Below are 24,842 nucleotides of genomic sequence, written 5' to 3' on the forward strand. Positions count from 1 at the left end.
CACTGAAACACTTGAACCTGTGGGAGCGAGCAAGTTCGCTCCCACAGGACTCCTGCAGGCCCTGGTTTCAGTTGAGTGATATCAGCACAAGATCAGTCGCGAACGTAGATGATTTCCGGACCGTCTTCGTCATCCACATCTTCCTCATCCCAATCGTCGTCACCGATGTCATGGACCGACTTGACACCACTGCGACGCAGGGCACGCTGGTCATCCAGGGCCTGCAACTGGGCACGAGCTTCGTCTTCGATACGCTGGTCGAGCTCGGCCAGCTCTTCCTTGTAGGCTGGGTCGTTGGCCAGGCGATCGGCGCGATCTTCCAGGTAACGCATGATGTCGTGGCACAGGCGCTCGGTGCCTTCTTTGGCAATGGCCGAGATCACGTAGACCGGACCTTCCCACTCCAGGCGCTCGACGATTTCCTTGACCCGCTCTTCATGCTCTTCTTCGAGGATCTGGTCGCACTTGTTCAGCACCAGCCAACGATCACGCTCAGCCAGGGCCGGGCTGAACTTGGTCAGCTCGCTGACAATGACTTCGGCCGCATCGGCGGCACTGGTTTCATCCAGCGGCGCCATGTCCACGAGGTGCAGCAGCAGACGGGTACGAGACAAGTGCTTAAGGAAGCGAATGCCCAGGCCAGCGCCATCGGAAGCCCCTTCGATCAGGCCCGGAATGTCCGCGACCACGAAGCTTTTCCAGCGATCGACACTGACCACGCCCAGGTTCGGCACCAGGGTGGTGAACGGGTAGTCGGCGACTTTCGGCTTGGCTGCCGACACCGAGCGAATGAAGGTACTTTTGCCAGCGTTCGGCAGGCCCAGCAGGCCCACATCGGCCAACACCTTCATTTCCAGCTTCAGGTCACGCTGCTCGCCCGGCTTGCCTGGCGTGGTCTGGCGCGGCGCGCGGTTGGTACTGGATTTGAAACGCGTATTCCCAAGGCCGTGCCAGCCGCCATGAGCCACCAGCAGTCGCTGGCCCGGCTTGGTCAGGTCGCCGATCACTTCCTGGGTCGCGGAGTCGATCACCGTGGTGCCGACCGGAACGCGCAGGATCAGGTCTTCGCCCTTTTTGCCGGTGCAGTCGGTGCTGCCGCCGTTGGAGCCACGCTCGGCATCGAAGTGCCGGGTGTAGCGGTAGTCCACCAGGGTGTTGAGGTTTTCGTCGGCGAGCATGAAGATCGAGCCGCCGTCGCCGCCGTCACCACCGTTCGGGCCGCCGTTTTCAATGAATTTTTCCCGACGGAAACTCATGCAGCCATTGCCGCCGTCGCCGGCCTTTACTCGAATCGATACTTCATCAACAAACTTCATGACACACGCCTCTCGCCATACGGACGAGCCGAAAAAAACAAGACATAAGACTCTTGCAAAAATGCACGCTGCGACCCGATCAAGCGCCCGGTTGCGGCGCCACCAGCCCACACAAACAGCTTTGCAAGAGACTCACCCCACAAACGAAAAAGCCCCGTCGCAAGACAGGGCTTCTCCAGCGGTCTCGCAATTAAGCTGCGATAACGCTTACGTAACGACGACCGAAGGCGCCTTTTACTTCAAACTTGATCACGCCTTCGACTTTAGCGAAGAGGGTGTGATCTTTACCCATGCCCACGCCGTAGCCAGCGTGGAATTGGGTGCCGCGCTGACGCACGATGATGTTGCCTGCTTTGATAGCCTGGCCGCCATACATCTTCACGCCAAGGCGTTTGGCTTCTGAGTCGCGACCGTTACGGGTACTACCACCAGCTTTTTTGTGTGCCATGAGTTCAATTCTCCTAGTGAGGAATTAGGCTGAAATTAAGCCTGAATACCGGTGATTTTGATCTCGGTGTACCACTGGCGGTGGCCCATACGCTTCATGTGGTGCTTACGACGACGGAACTTGATGATGCGGACTTTATCGTGACGACCTTGGGAGATCACTTCAGCCACAACGGTCGCGCCAGCAACAACTGGAGCACCGATATTCACGTCATCGCCATTGGCGACCAACAGAACGCGATCAAAAGTCACGGATTCGCCGGTAGCGATTTCCAGTTTTTCGATCTTCAGGTATTCACCTGGGGCGACCTTGTATTGCTTGCCACCAGTAACGATTACTGCATACGACATGGTATTTCTCCGATAATCCTGCTCACCCAGCGCTTTATAAGAAGAGGTATTGGCTGGCATGGCTGCATGGGCTGGAAGGCCCGGATGCAATTGCGTAAGGCAGGTGCTGCCCAGGAAGTTCAGGGTGCGCGATTGTACGCAAGCTGTTCCAGGCTTGCAAGTAGCCGTCCATCGCGCCTTGACACCTGCGGATGTGGGTCCTAGCATGCCGCGCAACCCTTCTGGAGCACCTGTCGCTGATGCAACCCCAAGCTTTCTACCGCGCGGTGGCGGACGATTTTAGCGCCGTCGACGGCATCATCAAGAAGCAGCTGACTTCCCGAGTGCCTCTGGTATCGAAAATCGGCGATTACATCACTTCAGCCGGTGGCAAGCGCCTGCGTCCTTTATTGGTGCTTTTGTGTGGCAAGGCCCTGGGCCGCGAAGGCGACGATATGCGCCTGCTGGCCGCCACCATCGAATTCCTGCACACCGCCACCCTGCTGCATGACGACGTGGTCGACATGTCCGGCATGCGCCGCGGCCGCTCGACTGCCAACGCCATGTGGGGCAACGCCCCCAGCGTGCTGGTAGGCGACTTCCTGTACTCGCGCTCGTTCGAAATGATGGTCGAACTGGGCTCGATGCCGGTGATGAAGATCCTGTCCCAGGCCACGCGCATCATCGCCGAAGGCGAAGTGCTGCAACTGTCCAAGGTACGCGACGCCAGCACCACGGAAGAAACCTACATGGAGGTCATCCGCGGCAAGACCGCGATGCTCTTCGAGGCCTCGACCCACAGTGCCGCCGCCCTGGCCGGCGCCAGCGCCGAACAGAGCGAAGCGCTACGCACCTTTGGCGACCACCTGGGCGTGGCATTCCAGTTGGTGGACGACCTGCTGGACTACAAGGGCGACGCCGAAACCCTGGGCAAGAACGTCGGTGACGATCTCGCCGAGGGCAAGCCGACCCTGCCACTGATCTACACCATGCGCGAAGGCACGCCCGAACAGGCGGCGCTGGTGCGCCAGGCGATCCAGAAAGGCGGGATCGAAGACCTGGAAAGCATTCGGGCAGCGGTTGAAGCCTCCGGCTCGCTGGACTACACCGCGAAACTGGCCCGTGACTACGTCGCCCGCGCGATCAAGTGCCTCGATGCCCTGCCCTCCAGCGAATACCGCGATGCGCTGGTGGAACTGAGCGAGTTTGCGGTGGCGCGTACTCACTGATCACATAGATCGCAAAGAGCTTTTGTGGCGAGGGAGCTTGCTCCCGCTCGGTCGGTCCGACGCCTCGGGCGCAGCGACCGCAAGCGCCATATGGGGCTGCTCCGCAGCCCAGCGGGAGCAAGCTCCCTCGCCACAAAAAACCTCACATCGCCCTCCTAGCCGCAAAACCCTATACAATGTGCGCCCTTTTGTCCTCCTGATACCAAGGAACCCTAGTGAGCACGTTGCCTCCCTGCCCGAAATGCAATTCCGAATACACCTACGAAGACGGTACTCAACTGGTCTGCCCTGAGTGTGCCCACGAATGGTCCGCCAGCGGCGAGGTCGAGACGGCCTCCGACACCACGGTGAAGAAGGATTCGGTCGGTAACGTCCTGCAGGACGGCGACACCATCACCGTGATCAAAGACCTCAAGGTCAAGGGCACTTCGCTGGTGGTCAAGGTCGGCACCAAGGTCAAGAACATCCGCCTGTGTGAAGGCGACCATGACATCGACTGCAAGATCGACGGCATCGGCCCAATGAAACTCAAATCCGAGTTCGTCAGAAAAGTCTGAATCTGCCGTACGCCATCCCGCGCCTGCCGTGGGATGGTGCCCCCACCTCCCCCGATCCCACCCCACCTTGCACGTACCAGCCCATTGCCAGCGGTCCTGAACGTCGACCGCCCGTCGTCAGAAAACAAATCGGGATACCAATAGAGACTTGCTATTTAGCGAATAAGAATTATTCTCATCGAAACCCATCAAGGAGATGAGAACCATGACTTATTTGATCGACGCCTGGCTGGATCGCCCGCACCCCTACCTCAGGATCCTCCATCGGGAAACCGGGGAAGTCTGCGCAGTGCTTGAGGAAGAAGCCTTGAGCGAGCTGCAGGACCAGGGTGATCTGGACCTCAACAGCCTCAATTCCAGCGAGCCGCTGGTGCTCAAGGAGCTGGTGCGCAACCTGTTCCTGTTCTGCTACGCCAGGGCATTGCGCCCGACTGGCGATTTCAATGGCAGGTTTCACGGATGAGCATGAAGACAATGTGGGAGCGGGCTTGCTTGCGAAGGCGGTACATCAGTTAGCTGATAGGTCGACTGAAAGTCCGCTTTCGCGAGCAAGCTCGCTCCCACATTTTGCCCACTGTTAAACCGGGCAGGGTCTTACAGGACGTCCAGCAACTCGACGTCGAACACCAGTACGCTGTGCGGCGGAATGCTGCCAACGCCTTGAGCGCCGTAAGCCAGTTCGCTCGGCACGTACAGGCGCCATTTGCTGCCGGCGTTCATCAGTTGCAACGCTTCGGTCCAGCCTGGGATCACGCCGCCGACCGGGAATTCGGCAGGCTGGCCACGATCGTAGGAGCTGTCGAACACTGTGCCATCGATCAGGGTACCGTGATAGTGGGTACGCACCTGGTCTTCACGGGTCGGCTTGGCGCCTTCGCCCTGGGTCAACACTTCAAACTGCAGGCCCGATGCCAGGGTGGTGATGCCTTCGCGCTTGGCGTTTTCGGCCAGGAATGCACGTCCTTCGCCCGCCGCGGCTTCAGCCTTGGCAGCCGCTTCGGCTTGCATGATTTCGCGGATGACCTTGAAGCTGGCGGACATCTCTTCCTGGCCCACGCGGCTTGGCTTGCCGGCGAAGGCGTCGGTCAGGCCGGCCAGGATCGCGTCCAGGCTGACGCCCGGTGGCGGGTTGTCGCGCAGTTGGTCGCCCAACTGACGGCCAATGCCGTAGCTGACGCGGGTTTCGTCGGTGGACAGGTTGACTTCGGACATGGTGCTGCTCCGCTGTGCGGACGGCCCGGGAATGGCCATGGATGACACGGCGCTTCCCGGAGCGCCCGGAACCAAAAGGGCGAGCAGACTAGCACAGATGCCGGGGCGGATGACCAACACCCGCGCCAAAGCACGCCGCCAGAAACGACAACGCCCACCGGCTTCTCAACAGGTGGGCGTTGCACCAGCACGCGGGACGCGCCTCAGTGCTTGGTCAGTTTATCCAGGTAACCCATGGCAAACGCCGAAACCACGAAGGTCATGTGGATGATCACGTACCACATCAGGTGCTCGGGATCGACGTTCTTGGCGTCCATGAAGATGCGCAGCAGGTGGATGGAGGAAATCGCCACGATCGAGGCAGCCACTTTCATCTTCAGCGAGGAAGAGTCCATGGTGCCGAGCCAGTTGAGCTTTTCCTTGTCGGAGTCGATGTCCAGTTGCGAGACGAAGTTTTCGTAGCCGGAAATCATCACCATCACCAGCAGCCCGCCCACCAGCGCCATGTCGATCAGCGACAGCAACACCAGGATCAGGTCGGACTCGGCCATGGAAAACACGTTGGGGATAACGTGGAAGACTTCCTGGAAGAATTTCAGTGCCAGTGCCAACAAGCCCAGGGACAGCCCGAAGTAGATCGGCGCCAGCAACCAACGGGAGGCGTACATTGCATTTTCGATAAAGCGTTCCATTGAGTCTCACACCAGGGCTGAAAAATCGCGGCGAGTATATCAGCCACGAGCGGCCCTACAAACGCCAGGCCACATCCCTGGACCCGGCGCAACAGCCAAGAGCTGCGTGATGGAAACGCTCAATGCAGCGGGCGATACTCGAAGCCGCCCACGTTGCGACACCGCCCGCCATTGATCTCACGCAGTTGGGCCTGCATGTGCAGGCACCAGATCTGTGGGTCGTTGGCCAACTCATAGCCGTGCAACGTCAGGCTCTGGACGATGGTATCGAGGATGGTTTCGGCGGCGTTCGGGCCGGCAAATGGGCCCTGGGCCTTGATGGCGGAAGGTTGTTCACCGGCCATTCCGGCGGCAAAGAGCAAGGTCCACATACCGGTATCTCCCGCCAGTGGGCGGATGGCGCATTCGATACGGGTCACAAGGCCCAGGCATTGACGAGTGAGACAAAGGTTGCGCGACATGGCGGCGCCCCTCGGTAGATCCGGTATTCAGTCCCAGGAGGGGGCTGTTTCGATCCAATGATGGCTCTCGTTATCCTTGAGCTGAGGATAGAAGAAAAGTTCCGGGCGCAAAGGGTTTCGAGACCAGATTACGCCGAGCGGTCACAGTGTGAATATTGACGCCAAAGTGGTGGCATTACTAACAGGAAATCACTGCAAAACCTATTGTGGGAGCGGGCTTGCTCGCGAAAGCGGTTTGTCAGTTGGCATAGTCGTCAGCTGACACACTGGTTTCGCGAGCAAGCCCGCTCCCACAGGGCAATTGCCGCTCAGATCAAACCGGCTTGGCCTCCGCCAGGGCCTGCTGGGCCAGTTCCTTTTCCGCTTCCTTGATGTCGTCTTCGCTGATCATTTCGGCGATGACCCGCAGGCGCTCCACCACCCGGGCGTTGACGCTGCCCTCCGGAAACTCGCCGTTCTCATCGGGCTCACCGGCCGGCTCACCCACCAGCAGGCTCAACGCCTCGTCGGCCTGGCGGACCGCATAGACGTGGAATTGCCCGGCGCGCACGGCGGCCAGCACCCGCTCATCGAGCATCAGCGTCGCGACGTTGGCCTGGGGGATGATCGCCCCCTGCTCGCCCGTCAGCCCGCGGGCTTCGCAGAGGCGGAAGAAGCCTTCGATCTTCTCGTTGACCCCGCCCACCGCCTGCACTTCGCCAAACTGATTGATCGAACCGGTGATGGCGAAACATTGCTTCAACGGCGTCTTCGACAGGGCCGAAATCAGCGTGCACGCCTCACCCAGCGAGGCGCTGTCGCCGTCCACGTAACCGTAGGATTGCTCCAGGGCGATACTGGCCGAGATCGCCAGCGGGAATTCCTGGGCATAACGGCTGCCCAGGTAACCGGTGAGGATCATCACGCCCTTGGAGTGGATCGGTTGGCCGAGGTTGACCTCGCGCTCGATGTCGACGATGCCGCTGCCACCCGGGTACACCGTGGCGGAAATCCGCGCCGGCACGCCAAACGCCGAATCACCGACCTCCAGCACCGTCAGACCGTTGCACTTGCCCACGGCGGCGCCGTCGGTGTCGATCAGGATGATCCCCGCCAGCATGTCGTCGAGGATCCGCGCCGAGACGCGTCCGGTGCGGGTGGCCTTGGCTTTCAGTGCGCGTTCGATATGGCCGGCATCGGTCATTTCGTCACCGGCCAGCTGGCGAATGAAATCCGCTTCGCTGACCAGTTGGAACAGGTCGCCGATACGCGCCGACAGACGCCCCTGGTGCTCGGCCAGGCGAGCGCTGTAGGTCGCCAGGCGAGCCACCGCATCAGCGGTCAACGGCGCCATGCCCTCCTCCGAGGTGCGGGTCTTGAGCAACTGGGCGAACTGCTCCAGGCTTTCATCGCCCATCGGGATGTCTTCGTCGAAGTCCACCAGCACGCGAAACATTTCCTGGAAGTCCGAGTCCAGGTCCTGCAAGGCGTAGTAGAGCTGGCGGGCGCCAATGATCACGACCTTGACCTGCAACGGGATGTGCTGCGGCGTCAGGGTCACCGTGGCCAGTCGCCCCAGCTCACCCAACGGCGATTCCATTTTCAGCTTGCGCGACTGCAAGGCGCGCTTGAGCGCATCCCACACGAATGGTTCGCCAAGCATTTTTTCCGCTTCGAGGATCAGGAACCCACCGTTGGCTCGGTGCAAGGCCCCTGGACGCAACTGCCGGTACGTGGTGTAGAGCGCGCCCTGGTCGGTGCTGTATTCAATGCGGCCGAAGAGGTTGTCGTAGGTCGGGTGCGGCTCGAACACCACCGGCGCACCGCCGCTGGACGGATGCCCCACCACCAGGCTCGGGGCGTATTGTTCCTCCAGCAGCTTGCGGGCAACGGCGTCGGTCTTGCTGTCATCCACCAGTTGCTCGACCACCGTGCGCAGCAGGTTGACCTGCATGGCTTGCAGATAACCGCAGACGGCGGCGTTCTCGGCGTACTTTTCCGACAACGGCGCCAACAGCGGTTGCAGGGCCAGGGTGATGGTTTCCTCGTTGAGTTGGCGCAACTGGTTGTTGGACTCGCGCTTCCACTGCGGCAGGCTGGCGAGCTCTTCGTTCAGGCGCTCTTCCAGGCTGGAGATATCCTCGTGGAAACGCTCGCGCTCGGCTTCCGGCAACTGGGCGAATTCCGCCTCGTCCAGGGCCTTGCCCTCGCTCATCGGCGTGAAGGCGATGTTGCTGCTGTCGCGGTACAGCGCGACGTCCTTTTCCAGCGCCAGGCGCTCGATCACATCGAGGGCGCGGTCGTAGCGCTGGTTGAAGGCGCGATCGATGGCGCTCTTCTTCTGTTGGTAGGACGGGTGCTCGAACACCGCGGGAAAGGTCGCCAGCAGGTTGTCGATCAGGCCGTTGATGTCGGCGATGAAGGCGCCGGCAGTGCCCGATGGCAGCTCCAGTGCACGGGGTTCGCGAGGCTCATCGAAATTGTTGACGTAGACCCAGTCCGCCGGGGTCTGCATGCGCTTGCCCTCGGCCTTGAGGTAGCGCTTGACGAACGAGAACCGACCGGTACCGGGCTCGCCCATGACGAATACGTTGTAACCGGGGCGCGGCATGGCCACGCCGAACTGCAAGGCTTCGACCGCACGCTCCTGGCCGAGCACACCGCGAAAGGGCTCCAGATCATTGGTGGTAGAGAAGCTGAACTGTTCAGCGGAAAACGGACGGGTCAGCGCTTCAGGCGCTAGACGCAAGCTGGCAGCAACAGGATCAGGCATCGGGCTTCCTTACATCAGGCGGGGCAGATAGCGGCATTCTGGCGCTGCCCATGCCTGACTGGCAAGGAGCGCCTCAGGCCAAAGCATAGTCGAGCGAGCGCCCCGGCCCGGGCTCGGTCCATTCACGACCCCACGGATTGTTTTTGCAAAATGTCACGGAACCCCAGGATCGTGCCTAAACTCCAAATTGCGCGGCTGGAACAATAACCGGCCCACTGGCACGCGTGGTTGAAGCCACAAAGGCGCCAGACCCTGTCCATTGGTATGCACATAAAGAGAACATAGCTATGAAACGGATTCTTCTCGGTACTCTCTTCACCGCTGTATCCATCAACGCCATGGCTCAGGCGCCAGGCGGCCCGGATTGCGGTTGGGGCAACATGCTGTTCGAAGGTCAGCGTGGCACTCCGGCTCACTTCCTGGCATCCACCACCAACGGCACCTCCGGTAACGCCACCTTCGGCATGACCTCCGGCACCAACGGTTGCTCGACCAACGCGGCACTGACCTATGGTGGCAAGTCCTGGCTGGCCATGAATGGCATGATGAACGAGCTGTCCGAAGACATGGCCAAGGGTCAGGGCGAAGCGCTGACCACCTATGCCGTGGTGCTGGGCGTGGCGCCGGAAGATCGCGCACATTTCTCGGCCGTCACCCACGAGCACTTCCAGCAAATCTTCAGCAAGGCTGACGTGACCGCCGAAGACGTGCATACCAATACCCTGGCCGTCCTGAAGAACGATCCGCGCCTGGCCAAATACGCCACTCAAGCTTAAGCTCGACACCACTCGCTCCTCTCGGGGAGCGGGTTTTCTTTCTGGGGCCCCTTGCGCTCTTTTTTTTCGACTTTCCAAGTAGCCGACTATGCTCAAACGCCTTGCCTGGCTGGCGCTCTGTGTGTGCGCCCCGCTGTCCGCAGCGCCTCATGTCGACCCTCAACGTTTGCAGCAACTGGCCAATGACCGCTTCTGGATTTCCCTGGGCCACTATGAAACCGCCAAGCTGGGCGGCTGGCGCAGCTACATCAGCGACAAGAAATTCTTCCTCGCGCCCGACGGCAATCAGCACCCCGACCGTGAACTGACCGCCACGCTGCAAGCCTTGTATGGCCCGGCCAGTGCCGGCCAGCAGCACGCCCAATGCGTGTACCCGGCACGCACGCGCTGGCTCAAGGCGCAGCTCAAGCTGACGGACCTGCCCGCCGTAGACTGCAGCGAATTCAACCAATGGTTCAAGGACGTCTCGCCCCACAGCGCGGTGATGATTTTCCCGGCGGCGTACCTCAACAGCCCGTCCTCGATGTTCGGCCATACCCTGCTGCGCATCGACCAGGCCGACGTGCAAAGCGACAAGACCGCCTTGCTCAGCTACGCGATCAATTTCGGCGCCTACATCGAAGGTTCGGACAACAGCATCCTCTACGCCTGGAAGGGCTTGATGGGGGGCTATCCCGGCCTGTTCGCCCTGGTGCCCTACCAGGAAAAACTTTCCGAGTACCGAAGCCTGGAGAACCGCGACCTGTGGGAGTATCGACTCAACCTGAGCCAGGTCGAAACCGAGCGCATGGTCGAACACGTCTGGGAACTCAAGCAGATCCAGTTCGACTACTTTTTCTTCGACGAAAACTGCTCCTATCGCCTGCTTGAACTGTTGCAGGTGGCGCGCCCCAGCCTGCGCCTGACCGAACAGTTCCCGCTGACCGCCATCCCCACCGACACCGTCAAGGCGGTGAAGGAAGCCGGCCTGGTGGAAAGCATCCAGTACCGACCGTCCCGGGAGCGGGAACTGCTCAGCCGTGCCGAACCGCTCAGCGATGACGAACAACAATGGGTGCTGAAGGTCAGCGCCGACCAGCAACAACTGCAAGCCGACGCCTTCAAGGCGCTGCCACGGGACCGCCAGGCGCTGATCGTCGATGCGGCCTACCGCCTGGAGCGCTACCGCGCCAACGGCCAGGAGCGCGACCCACAGCGCTCCCAACGCAGCTTCGAATTGTTGCGGGCGATCAACCAGAATCCCGCGCCGGAACTCGACATCCCGCAGCCGGGCCTGCCCGAGGACGGCCATGAATCCCGCACCTGGCAGGCCGGCCTCGGCACCCGGGGCGACCGGGCGTTCGGCGAGTATGGCTTGCGCATGGCCTATCACGACCTCAACGACAACGCCGAGAGCTTCCCGCTGGGGGCCCAGATTGAAATCCTGCAACTCAAACTGCGCCAGTACGAAGGCAATGACTGGCAGGTGCAACAACTCGACCTGGCGACGATTCGCTCGCTGACGCCGCGCAACGAGTTGTTGCAGCCATGGTCCTGGCAGGTTACCGGCGGCCTGGAGCGAGTGCCGGGCAAGCACGACGATGAAACCCTGGTTAGCCACGTCAACGGCGGTGCCGGCGGGACCTGGGCATTGGGCGAAGATGTGCTGGGGTTCGCCCTGGGCACGGTGCGGGTCGAGCACAACAACGACTTCGCCGAGTTCATCGCCCCGGCCGGCGGCTTCAACAGCGGCGTGCTGTGGAAAAACCCGCTGGGCAACCTGAGCCTGGAAGCCAAGGGCGACTACTTCGTCAACGGCGAAGTGCGCCGCAGCCTGAGCCTGAACCAGCAATGGGAATTGTCCCGCAACCTCGGCCTGCGCCTGAGTGCCCAACGTGAATTCAGCCACCTCGCCTCGCCGGAGAACGAAGTGATGCTCGAGGTGAAGTGGTACCACTACTGACGCCGACGGCCGTCAATCGAGCGCTCCCGCCAGGGCGTTCGTCACCTGCCCAACGGATTGCTCACAACGCTTTCACATCGGCCTGACGAATCCGCTTCTAGACTTCATGTACAGGTGAATCCGGCAGGAAGGCAGAAAATGAGGCGGGCGGTGGTGGTATTGGCGGTACTGATGTTGCTTGGCGGTTGCGAGACCACTCACGAGGACCTCATTGCCCGAGGTTTCCCACCGGCCTTCGCCGACGGCTACGACGACGGTTGCAGCAGCGGCCGGCAAGCCGCCGGCGTGATTACCGGTCAGTTCCGCAAAGATGTGCCGCGCTATCTGAAGGATCCCCGCTACGCCGAAGGCTGGAGCGACGGGTTCCGGCAGTGCCAGGCCATGCGCGAAAGCGAAGAGCGCGATGCCTATCGCGAACGCCATTGGGACGAGCGCGAACGCGCCTGGCAACAGGAAAAGGATCGAGACGCCGGCCGGGCTTATCGCTCGCAGTGAGTCGCGCACAGACATTCGTCGAAACCAAAAGCCTGCGACCATGGCCCAAACTCCAACAGAGGAGAACACCATGAGTCGCGCTTTCGTCAACGAAGACAACGCCGCCGCCCAGGCCGACCAGCCAGTCGAACGCCAGGTCAGCGCACAACCGAACTACGTCACGCCCAGCGGGCTCGCCGAGTTGCAGGCGCGGGTCGCACAGTTGCAGGCGTTGCACAGCCAGCAGACAGCCCGCGGCGATCAGGCCGATAAGCAGCGGATCGCGGACATCGAACGTGACCTGCGCTATTTCAACCTGCGCCTGCAAAGCGCCCAGGTCGTGGCGCCGACGTCATCCGATCAGGTCCGGATTGGACACTGGGTGACCTTCGCCGACGAACTGGACCAGCAGCAACGGGTGCAACTGGTGGGCGAGGACCAGGCCGACGCGGCCAGCGGGCTGATCAACTGGGGATCACCCCTGGGCCGGGCGTTGCTGGGAGCGAAGTTGGGGGATGAGGTGGTCTGGCAGCGACCGGTGGGCGATCTTTGCATTGAAGTGATTGCAATCGAACTGCCCTGAAGCGGCGCGCGCCGGCATCTTGCTATTGGATTAACTCACAACTAACAGCCATTCGCTTAGTTACCTGTAGCGACAGGTAACTGCAACATGAGGTTATAACCGCAAGTTTGCGCTTATCGAAGTCCATGCTACTGTTTTTCCCGCGTCGAAACCGGCGCAAACAAAAACAAGGAGATGCATGATGGGCGAACACATTTTGGCAATGTCCGGTGACTTCGACGGCGACTTCAATGCCTACCAACAGGTAAACCACCTCGGCATCGAATCGGCGGCGCGGACCATTGTCGAGTGCGGCACTGTGCATTGCACCGCTATCTTGTGCTGAATCCTGCTCTTTGAAGTCAATCCGCACCGCGGGCACTTCGACACTCCCTAACCCTATCCCTTAATAACTTCATGACATCCCACCGTTCGGATGCGCTGTCTGGCACCCGATCGCCCGTGGGTCACTGTATTGAATTGATCAACCTGATGAGGAACACATCATGAGCGAACAGATCCTGAACATGTCCGGCGACTTCTATCTCGAGTTCGACGCCTATCAAGCGCCGGCCAGCAACATCGCCGCAATCCTGGCGACGACGATGGAATGCAACACGTTCGGCACCTGCACCAACCTCGAGTGCTCGACACTCGGGTGCTGATCCAGCCCACTGACCGTCGCAACAGGCAACACCGATAAACATGGAGCAGGCACCGCCTGCTCCATCCATGCCAGGAGCCTAGGCATGCTTGTTAACGCTTTGAAGTGGGATCAGCGAGGGCAGTACACAGGCGCTTCCACACTCGACATCGCCCTGTTCGAAAGCAACCTGACTCGCCTGCACGCCGATGACCAGGCTTTGCTGGATCACTTTGGTCTGGGCCGGGAACAACTGCTGAAACACGTCAGCGCCCCCAACCACCAACACCGCCTGCCCCCCAGCAGCGAATCATGCCTGCAAAGTTTGGAACAGAAGCTGGCCCACCTCGACAGACTTCCTGTCGAAACAAAAACAAGTGCAACTAAAAAAGATAACTTTCATGGCTTCGGCCAGCGGTTTCTTCTTTATTTCATCGACACGTTCAAGGCCGACAAGCGTTACTCCCAAGTTTCACCGCACATTGACGAGTCGGCCTTGCTCGCAAGCCTCGAACAGTATGTTCTGGCCCGGGTGAGTCGCACCTCGGAACAAAGTCTTGTGCATCATTTGAATATGCGAATTGCGCAAGGCGAAAACATTGACCTGGGCACCTTCAATGAACAACTGCGCACGTCACCACTGCGACCACTCTTCGAGTGCTACCCGGTACTGGCAACGCTGCTGTTCGATCAATTGGAAGATACCCTCAACTATCTTTATGCGGTCATTCTCCATTTCGCAGCCGACCTCGCATTATTGGAGGCCGCGTTTTCAATCGCAGCTCGGCAAATCAGCGCAATTGAACTGGGCCTCGGTGACCCCCACGGGCGCGGCGAAACGGTCTGTCTGGTCAGCGTCGGCAGCGTTTCACTGGTCTACAAACCTCGGGCAAGCCGGGAAGCGCTTTTCTACAACCGCTTGCTTGAACACCTGCACGAGTGGACCGGCGCGGACTGCTTCTCTGTGCGCGGGCCAAGGATTTTCAGCCGCCCGCGGCATAGCTGGATAGAAAAAATCGACAACCTGCCCTGCGAACAGGCAACGGATGTCGAGTTGTTCTACAAGAGAATGGGCGCCCAGATCGCCGTCATTCATGCCTTGAACGGCATCGACTTTCATTACGAGAACATCATTGCCTGCGGCAGCAGCCCGGTCATGATCGACCTCGAATGCCTGTTCACGGCGTCCACCAGCGACTTGCTGACGGAGTTGCCCGCGGGCTGCGCACTGTCCAGCAGTTTCAAGGTGATCCAGCAATCCATCTGTTCCAGCGGCTTCGTGCCCTTTTCGCAAAAGTCCAATAACGACCAGAGCGGGCTGACTCGCCAGGCCCTGTTCATTTCCACCCGTCGCGCCCTGGTTTTCGAGGGTGGGTTCTACCACCTGCGCAAAATCGAATTCGAGCATCAGTTGGCGCAAAAACACCTGCCCCTGCTGCAAGGCGAGCGAATAGGGCCGCAGGCCTATAAGACCGCGCTGTTCAAAGGCTTCGAATACGCTTACGGCGCACTGATGGTTCATCGGCACGCGATCATGGAGATGCTCGAACAATCCGCCGGCGAACTGACCACCCGCGTATTGCTCAAGAATTCGCAGCGCTACGCTGACTTTATCGGGCTGATCCGCCACCCACGCTTCATGCAGAACATGCTCGACCGAGAACTGCTGCTTGCAACCCTGTGGAAAGATCTAAAAGAGCCCTATCGGGAAAGAGGTATTGCCCGCTATGAAATAGCCGACCTGCAAAGGTCCAGTATTCCGTGTTTCACCATGGCGCTGAACGCCCGCTGCTTTACCAGCGCACAAGGTGAAACCGTCGAGATGGCAACCCTGGAGCCTCCATTAAAAAGTTGCCTGCAAAAAATCAGTCACCTGTCCCGTGAGGACTGGGCCCTGCAACGCACACTCCTGGACATCTGCCTGTTCCCAGAGCCACCCTCACCGGAAACGCGAACACCCCTACTCCCTGGAAAAGAACCGCCAGCAGAGCGACTCGACGCGGTCCTGGCCATCAGCGCCCGCCTCGATGAACTTGCCGTGAGGGGCACGGCAACCGACGTCCGCTGGCTGTCTTTTCATACTCACCCCACGAGCCTGCGCAAATACCCGGCGCCGATGGACCATGGGTTGTATTCGGGTATCGCCGGGATCGGCCTGTTTTACCTGGCCGCGTTCAAAGTCGGTGGCCAGTCGCACTGGCTGTCGCGCCTGGATCGGATCCTGGACGCCCTGGACCAGCACTTCGGCTTTTTCCGAACCGACCTGACTGTCAGCGCTTATCACGGTCTGGGGGCCTACCTTTACTTGCTTATCAATCGCCGCCGGATCACCGCGGATGCCCGCCATGATGAAAAGATTACCGGCTTGCTTACCCAACTGATCGAAATCCCCCCTGAGCGCTACGATTTCGACTTCCTCGCAGGCTGTTGTGGCGCGGTGACACTCCTGGCCAATCTCCATGAGTCGTCGGCACAGAACGAGGTGCTGCCGGCCCTCCGGCGGATGGTCGACTACATACGGGAGCAGGTCCTGATCGAAGAGGGTCGGCTTCTACGGCGCGATGATCGCTCCGTCATCCTGACGGGCTTGTCCCACGGTCTCTCGGGCGTCATCCATGCCCTGTGCAAGGCCTATGACGTGACCGGGGATGCGACGCTGGTGCCTTTGGCCATCCAGGTGCTCGAAGGTGAGAACCGCTTGAGCCGGGACGGTTTCTGGCTGGACCTGAGGAACCTCGGACCAGTGGACCATACGTCCAAGTGGTGCCATGGCGACGGCGGTGTGCTCATTGCCAGGCGACAGCTGCTGCAATCGATGGGGGATGTGCTGGACGCGGCGACCCGACAGACCGTGCTCGACGACATACAGCGATGCGAGCGCAATCTCTGGGAGCACGGGTTGGGTGAGGGTTACAACCTGTGTCACGGCGATTTCGGCAATCTGTTGTGCTTGCATGACCTGTATCGGCATTCAGGCAACGCCGATGGCATGAACAGGGTCAGGACAGCCCTAGACGAGGCCGCCCGGCATTTTTTTGCAGGACCTTGGCTGGACAACGACAGGGTGCCCGACGTCAGCCTGCTGACGGGCATCACCGGTGTGGGCTATGCCTTGCTGTACGAGATGGACCCGACGATCCCCAACATTCTCACGCTCGATTTTGCGCCACAGGCCTAGCGCCTGACCTGCGTGGCGAGGGAGCACGCTCCCTCGCCATGGGTTCAGCGACCTTGCGGTCGCACGCCCCTCAAGCCAGCTTCTTGTGCCGCACACGGTGCGGCTGGGCAGCGGCCTCGCCGAGGCGTTTCTTGCGATCGGCTTCGTACTCGGTGTAGTTGCCTTCGAAGAACACCGCCTGGGAGTCGTCTTCGTACGCCAGGATGTGAGTTGCCACGCGGTCAAGGAACCACCGATCGTGGGAGATCACAATGGCGGCGCCCGGGAAGTCCAGCAGGGCTTCTTCCAGGGAACGCAGGGTTTCGACGTCGAGGTCGTTGGACGGTTCGTCGAGCAGCAGGACGTTGCCACCCTCCTTCAGCGTCAGCGCCAGGTGCAAGCGGCCGCGCTCACCGCCGGACAGGTCCTTGACGAACTTCTGCTGGTCGCCGCCCTTGAAGTTGAAACGCCCCACGTAGGTGCGCGACGGGATTTCGTAGTTGCCGATGCGGATCTGGTCGGAGCCGTCGGAAATCTGCTGGAACACGGTCTTGCTGCCGTCCAGGTCTTCGCGGCTCTGGTCGACGCAGGCCAGTTGCACGGTTTCGCCGATCTCGATGCTGCCCGAGTCCGGTGTTTCCTTGCCCATCAGCATGCGGAACAGCGTGGATTTACCCGCGCCGTTACCACCGATGACACCGACGATGGCGCCCTTGGGCATGGAGAACGACAGGTTGTCGATCAGCACACGGTCGCCGTAGCCTTTGGTGACGTTCTTGAACTCGATGACCTTGTCGCCCAGGCGTGGACCGGCCGGGATGTAGATCTCGTTGGTTTCGCTGCGCTTCTGGAATTCCTGCGACTGCATTTCCTCGAAGCGTTGCAGGCGAGCCTTGGATTTGGACTGGCGGGCCTTGGCGCCTTTGCGCACCCACTCCAGTTCTTCCTTCATGGCCTTTTCATGGGCCGACTGCTGCTTGGATTCCTGGGCAAGACGCTCAGACTTGGCTTCCAGCCAGCCCGAATAGTTGCCTTCGTACGGGATGCCGGCGCCACGGTCGAGTTCCAGGATCCAGCCGGCGACGTTGTCGAGGAAGTAACGGTCGTGCGTGATCGCTACCACGGTGCCCGGGAAATCGTGCAGGAAGTGTTCGAGCCAGGCGACGGAATCGGCGTCCAGGTGGTTGGTCGGTTCGTCGAGCAGCAGCATGTCCGGGGCGGACAGCAGCAGGCGGCACAGGGCCACGCGGCGTTTTTCACCACCAGACAGGTGCTCGACCTTCGCGTCCCAGGCCGGCAGGCGCAGCGCATCGGCGGCCACTTCCAGCTGACGCTCCAGGTTGTGGCCGTCGCTGGCTTGCAGGATGGCTTCGAGCTTGGCCTGTTCGGCGGCCAGCTTGTCGAAATCGGCATCGGGATCCGCGTAGGCGGCATAGACCTCGTCCAGGCGTGCCTGGGCGTCCTTGATCACGCTGACCGCTTCCTCGACCACTTCGCGAACGGTCTTGGTCGGATCGAGCTGCGGTTCCTGCGGCAGGTAGCCGATGTTCAGGTCCGGCATCGGACGGGCTTCGCCGTCGAATTCATTGTCGACACCGGCCATGATTTTCAGCAGCGTGGACTTGCCCGAGCCGTTGAGGCCCAGCACACCGATCTTGGCGCCGGGGAAGAACGACAGCGAAATGTTTTTCAGGATTTCCCGCTTCGGCGGAACAACTTTGCTCAGCCGATGCATGGTGAAGACGTATTGAGCCATGGTGAACCTAGCGTCAGTGACAGGTGAAAAGAACGAGCCAGGCCATGCACGGCGCCGGCGCTTGAAGGGGATCAAGGCCAGGGGGCCGATGGCGCCTGGGAATGTGGAGCTGGAACGCTCTTGTTTGACCGGCAAAGCTACCTCAACCGTCGGTCAAGGTCCAGCCGCCAGGGACTGGCACTTTGCCACAAGGCAAGGCATGCTAGCCGCCCTTCGGGCGTCCGGCTTATAGTGCACGTCGCGCCAGTCCAGCAAACCGCAGGATTACAGCTTGTCCAAAGTCACGCCGCCCTCGTCCCCACGCGCGCCCGCTACGGTGCCCGGCTCGCCCCTGCGCGGGACATTGAAGGGCGCGCTGGCCACACTGGTGCTGCTGTTGCTCGGCCTGCTCTTTTGGCAGTTGCTCGACCAACTGCGTGAAACCCAGCAGCAACAGCGCCAGTACACCATCGACTACACCGCCGACCTGGCCTCGCAAATCAGCCTGAACATGGCGCTGAACGCGCAAATCGCCCTCAACCTGCTACCGATCGTCGAACAACCGCAAACGGCCGACGAACAGCAGGCGCTGTTGCGCAAGCTGCAGCAATCGTTGCCCGAACTGCGCAGCCTGGCGTTGCTGAGCCCCTCGGGCAAGGTCCTCAGCGACAGCGACGCCGCCAGCGAAGACGCCGACTATCTGGCCGACCTGGTGCGACGCAGCCGGGCCCAGGCCCACTATTTCAGCAACTCCACGGACGGCTCCGTGGTGCACCTGCTGTTGCACCAGGCCAGCGGCAGCACCCGCGGCTACTGGGCCTTGCGCCTGACCCCGAACTTCTTCGCCACGCTGACCAAGCAGGCCGATGTGGGCCTGCGCCCGTTGTGGCTGGTGGAAAACCGTCTCGACCAGCAGATCATCAGCCGCGACGAGGGCCTGCCTTCGGAAAGCGCCGCCCGGCTCTCCCCGGACGATCTGGAAAACACCGTGCTGACCGTGCCCCTGAGCAGCAGCGATTGGCAGTTGCGTGGGTTGTTCGACCGGCGCCAGGTGATCGAGCAACTGTTGCCGGCCTTCATCGGCAAATGCCTGCTGGGCCTGGCGATCTCGCTGCTGCCGGTGATCGCGCTGTTGAACATGCGCCGACGCCAACGGCAACTGCATGAAGGTCGCCGGCGTTACCAGGATATTTTCGAAGGCACCGGCGTGGCCCTGTGCGTGCTCGATTTGTCGGGGCTCAAGGCCTTCTTCCAGAAGGTCGGCCTGCACACCGGCGATCAATTGCGCACCTGGCTGGAAACACCCCATCAGCGCGAGCAACTGCAACGGGAAGTGCTGGTGACCGAGGTCAACCAGATGGCGTTGAAGCTGCTTAACGTCGACTCGTGCGAACAGGCCTGGCAACTGCTGGTGGGCAACGGCCCGCAAGACCACAACCCCGTGGGCTCGAAACTGCTCCAGGCCCTGCTCGACCAGCACAAGCAACTGGAACTGGAAATCCGCCTGCAGGACGCCCATGGCCGCGACCAGCACCTGTGGCTGGTGCTGCGCCTGCCGGAAAAACAGGACGACTATAACGCTGTCATCCTGAGCATCAGCGACATCACCAGCCGCAAGCTGGTGGAACTCTCGCTGCTCGAACGCGAAGGCTTCTGGTCCGACGTGGTGCGCACCGTGCCGGATCACCTCTACGTGCAGGACGTCATCAGCCAGCGGATGATCTTCAGCAACCATCACCTCGGCCAGACCCTGGGCTACGACCGCACCGAACTGCACCAGATGGGCGAGTACTTCTGGGAAATCCTGCTGCACAGCGAAGATGCCGACCATTACCACGGCCTGCGCCAGGAACAGCGTCGGGGCGGGTACACGCAACTGCTGCAATGCCAACTGCGCTTTCGTCACCGCAACGGCAAGTGGCGGCGCTTCGATATCCGCGAACAGGCCCTGGCCCGGGACCGGCATGACCAGGTGACGCGGATCATCGGCGTGGCCAAGGACATCACCGAGCAGATCGAAGCCAGCGAATCGCTGCGCGACAGCGAACAACGCTACCGGATGCTCGCCGAAAGCATCAGCGACGTGATCTTCTCCACCGACAGCAAGCTTTCGCTCAACTATGTCAGCCCGTCGGTTCAGGCGGTGCTGGGCTACAACGTCGACTGGATTTTCCAGAACGGCTGGCAGTCGACCATCGCCAACCCGCAGCAACTGACCGGCATCTACAGCCTGATGGAGCGGGTCAGCAAGGCCCTCGACAAGCCCGAGCAACTGGCCGAGCTGCGCAACCAGATGCAGACCCAGCTGTTCCTGTTCGACTGCCTGCGGGCCGATGGGCGCAAGATCCCCATCGAGTTGCGCCTGGTGCTGGTGTGGGACGATCACGGCGCGTTCGAAGGCGTGCTGGGCGTGGGCCGTGACATCAGCCAGCAGCGCCGCGCCGAAAAAGACCTGCGCATGGCCGCCACGGTATTCGAGCATTCGACCTCGGCCATCCTGATCACCGACCCGGCGGGCTACATCGTCCAGGCCAACGAAGCGTTCAGCCGCGTCAGTGGCTACGCGGTGTCACAGGTGCTGGACCAGTTGCCCAACATGCTGACCGTGGACGAACAGCAGGAAGCGCACCTGCGCTATGTGCTCAAGCAGCTGCAACAGCACAGCACCTGGGAAGGCGAAGTGTGGCTCAAGCGGCGCAATGGCGAGCACTACCCGGCCTGGGTCGGCATCACCGCGGTGCTGGATGACGAAGGCGACCTGGCCAGCTACGTGTGCTTCTTCAGCGACATCAGCGAACGCAAGGCCAGCGAACAGCGCATCCATCGCCTGGCCTACTACGACGCCCTGACCCACCTGCCGAACCGCACGTTGTTCCAGGACCGCCTGCACACCGCGCTGCAAGCGGCCGAGCGGCAGAAGAGCTGGGTCGTGCTGATGTTCCTCGACCTCGACCGTTTCAAACCGATCAACGACTCCCTTGGCCATGCCGCCGGCGACCGGATGCTCAAGGAAATGGCCACGCGGCTGCTCGGCTGCGTCGCCGACGACGACACCGTGGCGCGCATGGGCGGCGACGAGTTCACCCTGCTGCTGCAACCGCGCGCCAGTCGCGAGATGGCGCTGAACCGGGCCATTACCGTGGCCGAACAGATCCTCGCCAGCCTGGTCAGGCCCTTCGTGCTCGAAGGCCGGGAGTTCTTCGTCACCGCCAGTATCGGTATTGCCCTGAGCCCCCAGGACGGCAACGAACTGAGCCAGTTGATGAAAAACGCCGACACGGCCATGTACCACGCCAAGGAACGCGGCAAGAACAACTTCCAGTTCTACCAGGCCGACATGAACGCCAGCGCCCTGGAACGCCTGGAGCTGGAAAGCGACCTGCGCCACGCCCTGGAGCAGAACGAGTTCGTGCTGTATTACCAGCCGCAGTTCAGCGGCGACGGCAAGCGCCTGACCGGCGCCGAGGCCCTGCTGCGCTGGCGCCATCCACGCCGCGGGCTGGTGCCGCCGGGGGATTTCATCCCGGTCCTGGAAGAACTCGGGCTGGTGGTGGACGTGGGCGACTGGGTCATCGCCGAGGCCTGTCGGCAGCTCAGGACCTGGCACCAGGCCAAGGTCCGGGTGCCGAAGGTTTCGGTCAATATCTCGGCCCGGCAATTCTCCGATGGCCAACTGGGGACGCGCATCGCCAATATCCTGCGCAGCACCGGCCTGCCGCCGGCGTGCCTGGAGCTGGAGTTGACCGAGAGCATCCTGATGCGCGAAGTCAGCGAAGCGATGCAGATCCTGGCCGGGTTGAAAAACCTCGGCCTGAGTATCGCCGTGGATGACTTCGGCACGGGCTACTCGTCGCTCAACTACCTCAAGCAGTTCCCCATTGACGTGTTGAAGATCGACCGCACCTTCGTCGATGGCCTGCCCTCCGGCGAACAGGACGCGCAGATCGCCCGTGCGATCATCGCCATGGCCCACAGCCTCAACCTCGCGGTGATCGCCGAGGGGGTCGAGACCCACGAACAACTGGACTTCCTGCGCGAACACGGCTGCGACGAAGTGCAGGGCTACCTGTTCGGCCGCCCAATGCCGGCCAATCGCTTCGAAGCGCAGTTCAGCAATGATGCGCTGTTCATGCTCGACTGAAATCTCTACTGCCTGTGCGGGCCTCTTCGCGAGCAAGCCCGCTCCCACAGGGGAACGCGGTTCATGTGGGAGCGGGCTTGCCCGCGAAGACGTCTGTCCAAACAACAACGAGAACGTGCGTGAATCCCATTCGTCCACGACATGACGTCCTTTCATACCCCTTCCAAAACCGGTTGGGTTAGAATGCCCCCCTTTTCTGCCCCGATCCTTGAGGACCGCCATGTTCAGCCGTGATTTGACTATTGCCAAGTACGACGCCGATCTCTTTGCCGCCATGGAGCAAGAAGCCCAGCGCCAGGAAGAGCACATTGAGCTGATCGCTTCGGAAAACTACACCAGCCCCGCGGTGATGGAAGCTCAAGGCTCGGTACTGACCAACAAGTACGCCGAAGGCTACCCGGGCAAGCGTTACTACGGTGGCTGCGAGTACGTCGACGTGGTCGAGCAACTGGCCATCGACCGCGCCAAGCAACTGTTCGGCGCCGACTACGCCAACGTCCAGCCGCACGCCGGCTCCCAGGCCAACGCCGCCGTGTACCTGGCGCTGCTGTCGGCCGGTGACACCATCCTGGGCATGAGCCTGGCCCACGGCGGCCACCTGACCCACGGCGCCAGCGTGTCGTCCTCCGGCAAGCTGTACAACGCCATCCAGTACGGCATCGACGGCAACGGCCTGATCGACTACGACGAAGTCGAGCGCCTGGCACTCGAGCACAAGCCGAAAATGATCGTGGCCGGTTTCTCCGCCTACTCGCAAGTGCTCGACTTCCCGCGTTTCCGTGAAATCGCCGACAAGGTCGGTGCCTACCTGTTCGTCGACATGGCTCACGTCGCCGGCCTGGTTGCCGCCGGTGTGTACCCGAACCCGGTGCCGTTCGCCGACGTCGTGACCACCACCACCCACAAGACCCTGCGCGGTCCACGTGGCGGCCTGATCCTGGCACGCGCCAACGCCGACATCGAGAAGAAGCTCAACTCCGCCGTGTTCCCAGGCGCCCAGGGCGGCCCGTTGGAGCACGTGATCGCGGCCAAGGCGATCTGCTTCAAGGAAGCGCTGCAACCTGAGTTCAAGGCCTACCAGCAACAAGTGGTGAAGAACGCCCAAGCCATGGCCAACGTATTCATCGAGCGCGGCTTTGACGTCGTGTCCGGCGGCACCCAGAACCACCTGTTCCTGCTGTCGCTGATCAAGCAGGACATCTCGGGCAAAGACGCCGACGCAGCGCTGGGCAAGGCGTTCATCACTGTGAACAAGAACTCGGTGCCAAACGACCCTCGCTCCCCGTTCGTCACTTCCGGCCTGCGCTTCGGCACGCCAGCCGTGACCACCCGTGGCTTCAAGGAAGCCGAGTGCAAGGAACTGGCCGGCTGGATCTGCGACATCCTGGCGGACCTGAACAACGAAGCGGTGATCGACGCCGTGCGTGAAAAGGTCAAGGCCATCTGCAAGAAGCTGCCGGTGTACGGCGCTTGATGCGGCACTAGGCTGTCATTGAAAAAGCCCGCCTCGAAATAGGCGGGCTTTTTTATTGGCTGCTCTTCCCTGTAAAGCCAGTAATAACTTCAACATCCCTTTATACACCTCACGCCTTGAAACATAGCCTTCGACACAACTTACCAAGAACCTCCTAACATCGAATCTCATTATTCACGGCCACGCAGGCCATCAATAAAGGATGCGATCCCTACATGGACAGTAAACGCTCTTTTTCCGCAACACTTCGCTCGCCAGACATGCATATCCACTTGCTTGAAACGCTGCACGGAAAACCGGCCATGGCGACCATTACTTCATTCAGCGGTGGATTTTTCAGCGGCAAACCCCAAACCGTCGATCATTCAAGCCTGCTGGGCATGCACGCCAAAGCCAGCGGCGGCGCCGTCGCGCCGCTGATGCTGCACTTTCGCCACAGCGCCGATGGCTACACCCTGTGGATAAAAACGCCCGGCGAACACCACGACAAGTTCATCGGCAAAAGTTGGTTCGACGCCCTTGGCGTAAAAGACTCGGGCCAAGCAAGTACCTTTAGACTTGTTAATCCAAAGAACCGCGTAATCACCTTGGACGATATAACGGCCCAACACTCGCCCCTCTCGCTCATGACGAAGCACAACAAATATGTGGGCGGATTAAGAATGCACGGTTCGCCTTATCTTTATCTGGCAGAAACCGATGTACGCTCGAAGCTGACGTTCATACTCAGCCTGACTTGAATAGACTGTGTGGGCGCAAGCCTGCTCGCGATAAGGGCCCGTTCAATCGGCCTTGATTGACCTGCTCCTTTCGCAAGCCGGCTCGCTCCCACACGTTTCTGGTTTTGCCCCAGGCCTGGGCCGCCGGTCATTTTTTCATGGGAGGGAAAAGGCTCAAGCACGAGGGTTTCCTTGCAACTGGTAAGACCGGTAAAGCCAAAAC

21 protein-coding genes are annotated in these 24,842 nt (G+C 60.9%); 13 read left to right on the forward strand and 8 right to left on the reverse strand.

All coding sequences use genetic code 11. The annotated features are described in order from the left end of the window. Positions 1-92: 92 nt before the first annotated feature. The 3 genes from cgtA to rplU form a co-directional block, all read right to left on the reverse strand. Complete coding sequence (gene cgtA, locus V3H56_RS23290) at positions 93-1,316, reverse strand: Obg family GTPase CgtA (RefSeq protein WP_042730793.1); 1,224 nt, start codon at positions 1,314-1,316, stop codon at positions 93-95. A gap of 190 nt (positions 1,317-1,506) precedes the next feature. Further along, complete coding sequence (rpmA, locus tag V3H56_RS23295) at positions 1,507-1,764, reverse strand: 50S ribosomal protein L27 (RefSeq protein ID WP_003205738.1); 258 nt, start codon at positions 1,762-1,764, stop codon at positions 1,507-1,509. Positions 1,765-1,799: 35 nt separating this feature from the next. Then, a complete protein-coding gene (gene rplU / locus V3H56_RS23300; RefSeq protein ID WP_003176051.1) occupies positions 1,800-2,114 on the reverse strand; it encodes a 50S ribosomal protein L21 in 315 nt (104 codons plus the stop codon). 239 nt (positions 2,115-2,353) lie between these two features. Here rplU and V3H56_RS23305 point away from each other — a divergent pair, with 239 nt between their 5' ends. From V3H56_RS23305 to V3H56_RS23315, 3 genes are all read left to right on the forward strand, one after another. Beyond that, positions 2,354-3,322, forward strand: a complete 969-nt coding sequence (locus V3H56_RS23305; RefSeq protein ID WP_042730794.1) for a polyprenyl synthetase family protein — start codon at positions 2,354-2,356, stop codon at positions 3,320-3,322. Between the two features lie 215 nt (positions 3,323-3,537). Beyond that, positions 3,538-3,879: a zinc ribbon domain-containing protein YjdM gene (locus V3H56_RS23310; protein ID WP_042731941.1), complete on the forward strand. Its 342-nt coding sequence runs from the start codon at positions 3,538-3,540 to the stop codon at positions 3,877-3,879. A 205-nt stretch (positions 3,880-4,084) separates the two neighbouring features. After that, on the forward strand, positions 4,085-4,342 hold the full coding sequence (locus V3H56_RS23315; protein WP_042731942.1) for a hypothetical protein: 258 nt from the start codon (positions 4,085-4,087) through the stop codon (positions 4,340-4,342). A 131-nt stretch (positions 4,343-4,473) separates the two neighbouring features. On the opposite strand, the gene V3H56_RS23320 is transcribed toward V3H56_RS23315, so the two are convergent. The 4 genes from V3H56_RS23320 to V3H56_RS23335 all read right to left on the reverse strand — a co-directional run bounded on the left by V3H56_RS23320 (position 4,474) and on the right by V3H56_RS23335 (position 8,996). Continuing rightward, positions 4,474-5,091: an FKBP-type peptidyl-prolyl cis-trans isomerase gene (locus V3H56_RS23320; RefSeq protein ID WP_042731943.1), complete on the reverse strand. Its 618-nt coding sequence runs from the start codon at positions 5,089-5,091 to the stop codon at positions 4,474-4,476. 203 nt (positions 5,092-5,294) lie between these two features. Next, the gene (locus V3H56_RS23325) at positions 5,295-5,783 is read right to left on the reverse strand and encodes a TIGR00645 family protein (RefSeq protein WP_042731944.1); all 489 of its coding nucleotides are present in this window, start codon (positions 5,781-5,783) and stop codon (positions 5,295-5,297) included. A 119-nt stretch (positions 5,784-5,902) separates the two neighbouring features. Beyond that, positions 5,903-6,244 carry a hypothetical protein gene (locus tag V3H56_RS23330; protein ID WP_042731945.1) on the reverse strand — a complete coding sequence of 114 codons (342 nt, stop codon included), beginning with the start codon at positions 6,242-6,244 and terminating at the stop codon, positions 5,903-5,905. 313 nt (positions 6,245-6,557) lie between these two features. Beyond that, entirely contained in the window at positions 6,558-8,996 is a 2,439-nt protein-coding gene (locus V3H56_RS23335) for an ATP-binding protein (RefSeq protein ID WP_042731946.1), read from the reverse strand. Between the two features lie 287 nt (positions 8,997-9,283). Here V3H56_RS23335 and V3H56_RS23340 point away from each other — a divergent pair, with 287 nt between their 5' ends. From V3H56_RS23340 to lanM, 7 genes are all read left to right on the forward strand, one after another. Then, positions 9,284-9,772, forward strand: coding sequence for a DUF3015 domain-containing protein (locus tag V3H56_RS23340; protein WP_030140293.1), 489 nt, complete (start codon positions 9,284-9,286; stop codon positions 9,770-9,772). A gap of 88 nt (positions 9,773-9,860) precedes the next feature. Further along, positions 9,861-11,714, forward strand: a complete 1,854-nt coding sequence (locus tag V3H56_RS23345) for a DUF4105 domain-containing protein (protein ID WP_338473909.1) — start codon at positions 9,861-9,863, stop codon at positions 11,712-11,714. 138 nt (positions 11,715-11,852) lie between these two features. Further along, positions 11,853-12,209 carry a hypothetical protein gene (locus tag V3H56_RS23350; protein ID WP_042732730.1) on the forward strand — a complete coding sequence of 119 codons (357 nt, stop codon included), beginning with the start codon at positions 11,853-11,855 and terminating at the stop codon, positions 12,207-12,209. A 70-nt stretch (positions 12,210-12,279) separates the two neighbouring features. Next, positions 12,280-12,771, forward strand: a complete 492-nt coding sequence (locus V3H56_RS23355) for a GreA/GreB family elongation factor (RefSeq protein ID WP_042732729.1) — start codon at positions 12,280-12,282, stop codon at positions 12,769-12,771. A 181-nt stretch (positions 12,772-12,952) separates the two neighbouring features. Then, the gene (locus V3H56_RS23360) at positions 12,953-13,096 is read left to right on the forward strand and encodes a hypothetical protein (protein ID WP_185057691.1); all 144 of its coding nucleotides are present in this window, start codon (positions 12,953-12,955) and stop codon (positions 13,094-13,096) included. 160 nt (positions 13,097-13,256) lie between these two features. Then, positions 13,257-13,415, forward strand: coding sequence for a hypothetical protein (locus V3H56_RS23365; protein WP_172679685.1), 159 nt, complete (start codon positions 13,257-13,259; stop codon positions 13,413-13,415). Between the two features lie 198 nt (positions 13,416-13,613). Next, complete coding sequence (gene lanM / locus V3H56_RS23370; RefSeq protein WP_338473910.1) at positions 13,614-16,571, forward strand: type 2 lanthipeptide synthetase LanM; 2,958 nt, start codon at positions 13,614-13,616, stop codon at positions 16,569-16,571. Between the two features lie 70 nt (positions 16,572-16,641). Here lanM and ettA read toward each other — a convergent pair whose 3' ends face one another. Next, positions 16,642-18,306 carry an energy-dependent translational throttle protein EttA gene (gene ettA, locus V3H56_RS23375; RefSeq protein ID WP_042730725.1) on the reverse strand — a complete coding sequence of 555 codons (1,665 nt, stop codon included), beginning with the start codon at positions 18,304-18,306 and terminating at the stop codon, positions 16,642-16,644. 271 nt (positions 18,307-18,577) lie between these two features. Between ettA and V3H56_RS23380 the strand changes: the two genes are divergently transcribed. The 3 genes from V3H56_RS23380 to V3H56_RS23390 all read left to right on the forward strand — a co-directional run bounded on the left by V3H56_RS23380 (position 18,578) and on the right by V3H56_RS23390 (position 24,640). Continuing rightward, the gene (locus V3H56_RS23380) at positions 18,578-22,426 is read left to right on the forward strand and encodes an EAL domain-containing protein (RefSeq protein ID WP_053144036.1); all 3,849 of its coding nucleotides are present in this window, start codon (positions 18,578-18,580) and stop codon (positions 22,424-22,426) included. A gap of 220 nt (positions 22,427-22,646) precedes the next feature. Then, positions 22,647-23,900, forward strand: a complete 1,254-nt coding sequence (gene glyA / locus V3H56_RS23385) for a serine hydroxymethyltransferase (protein ID WP_042730727.1) — start codon at positions 22,647-22,649, stop codon at positions 23,898-23,900. Positions 23,901-24,115: 215 nt separating this feature from the next. Beyond that, positions 24,116-24,640 carry a hypothetical protein gene (locus tag V3H56_RS23390; RefSeq protein ID WP_047736296.1) on the forward strand — a complete coding sequence of 175 codons (525 nt, stop codon included), beginning with the start codon at positions 24,116-24,118 and terminating at the stop codon, positions 24,638-24,640. Positions 24,641-24,842: the final 202 nt, after the last annotated feature.

Origin of the sequence: Pseudomonas sp. MS646, assembly GCF_036693845.1 — a bacterium.
GTDB lineage: Bacteria > Pseudomonadota > Gammaproteobacteria > Pseudomonadales > Pseudomonadaceae > Aquipseudomonas > Aquipseudomonas chlororaphis_E.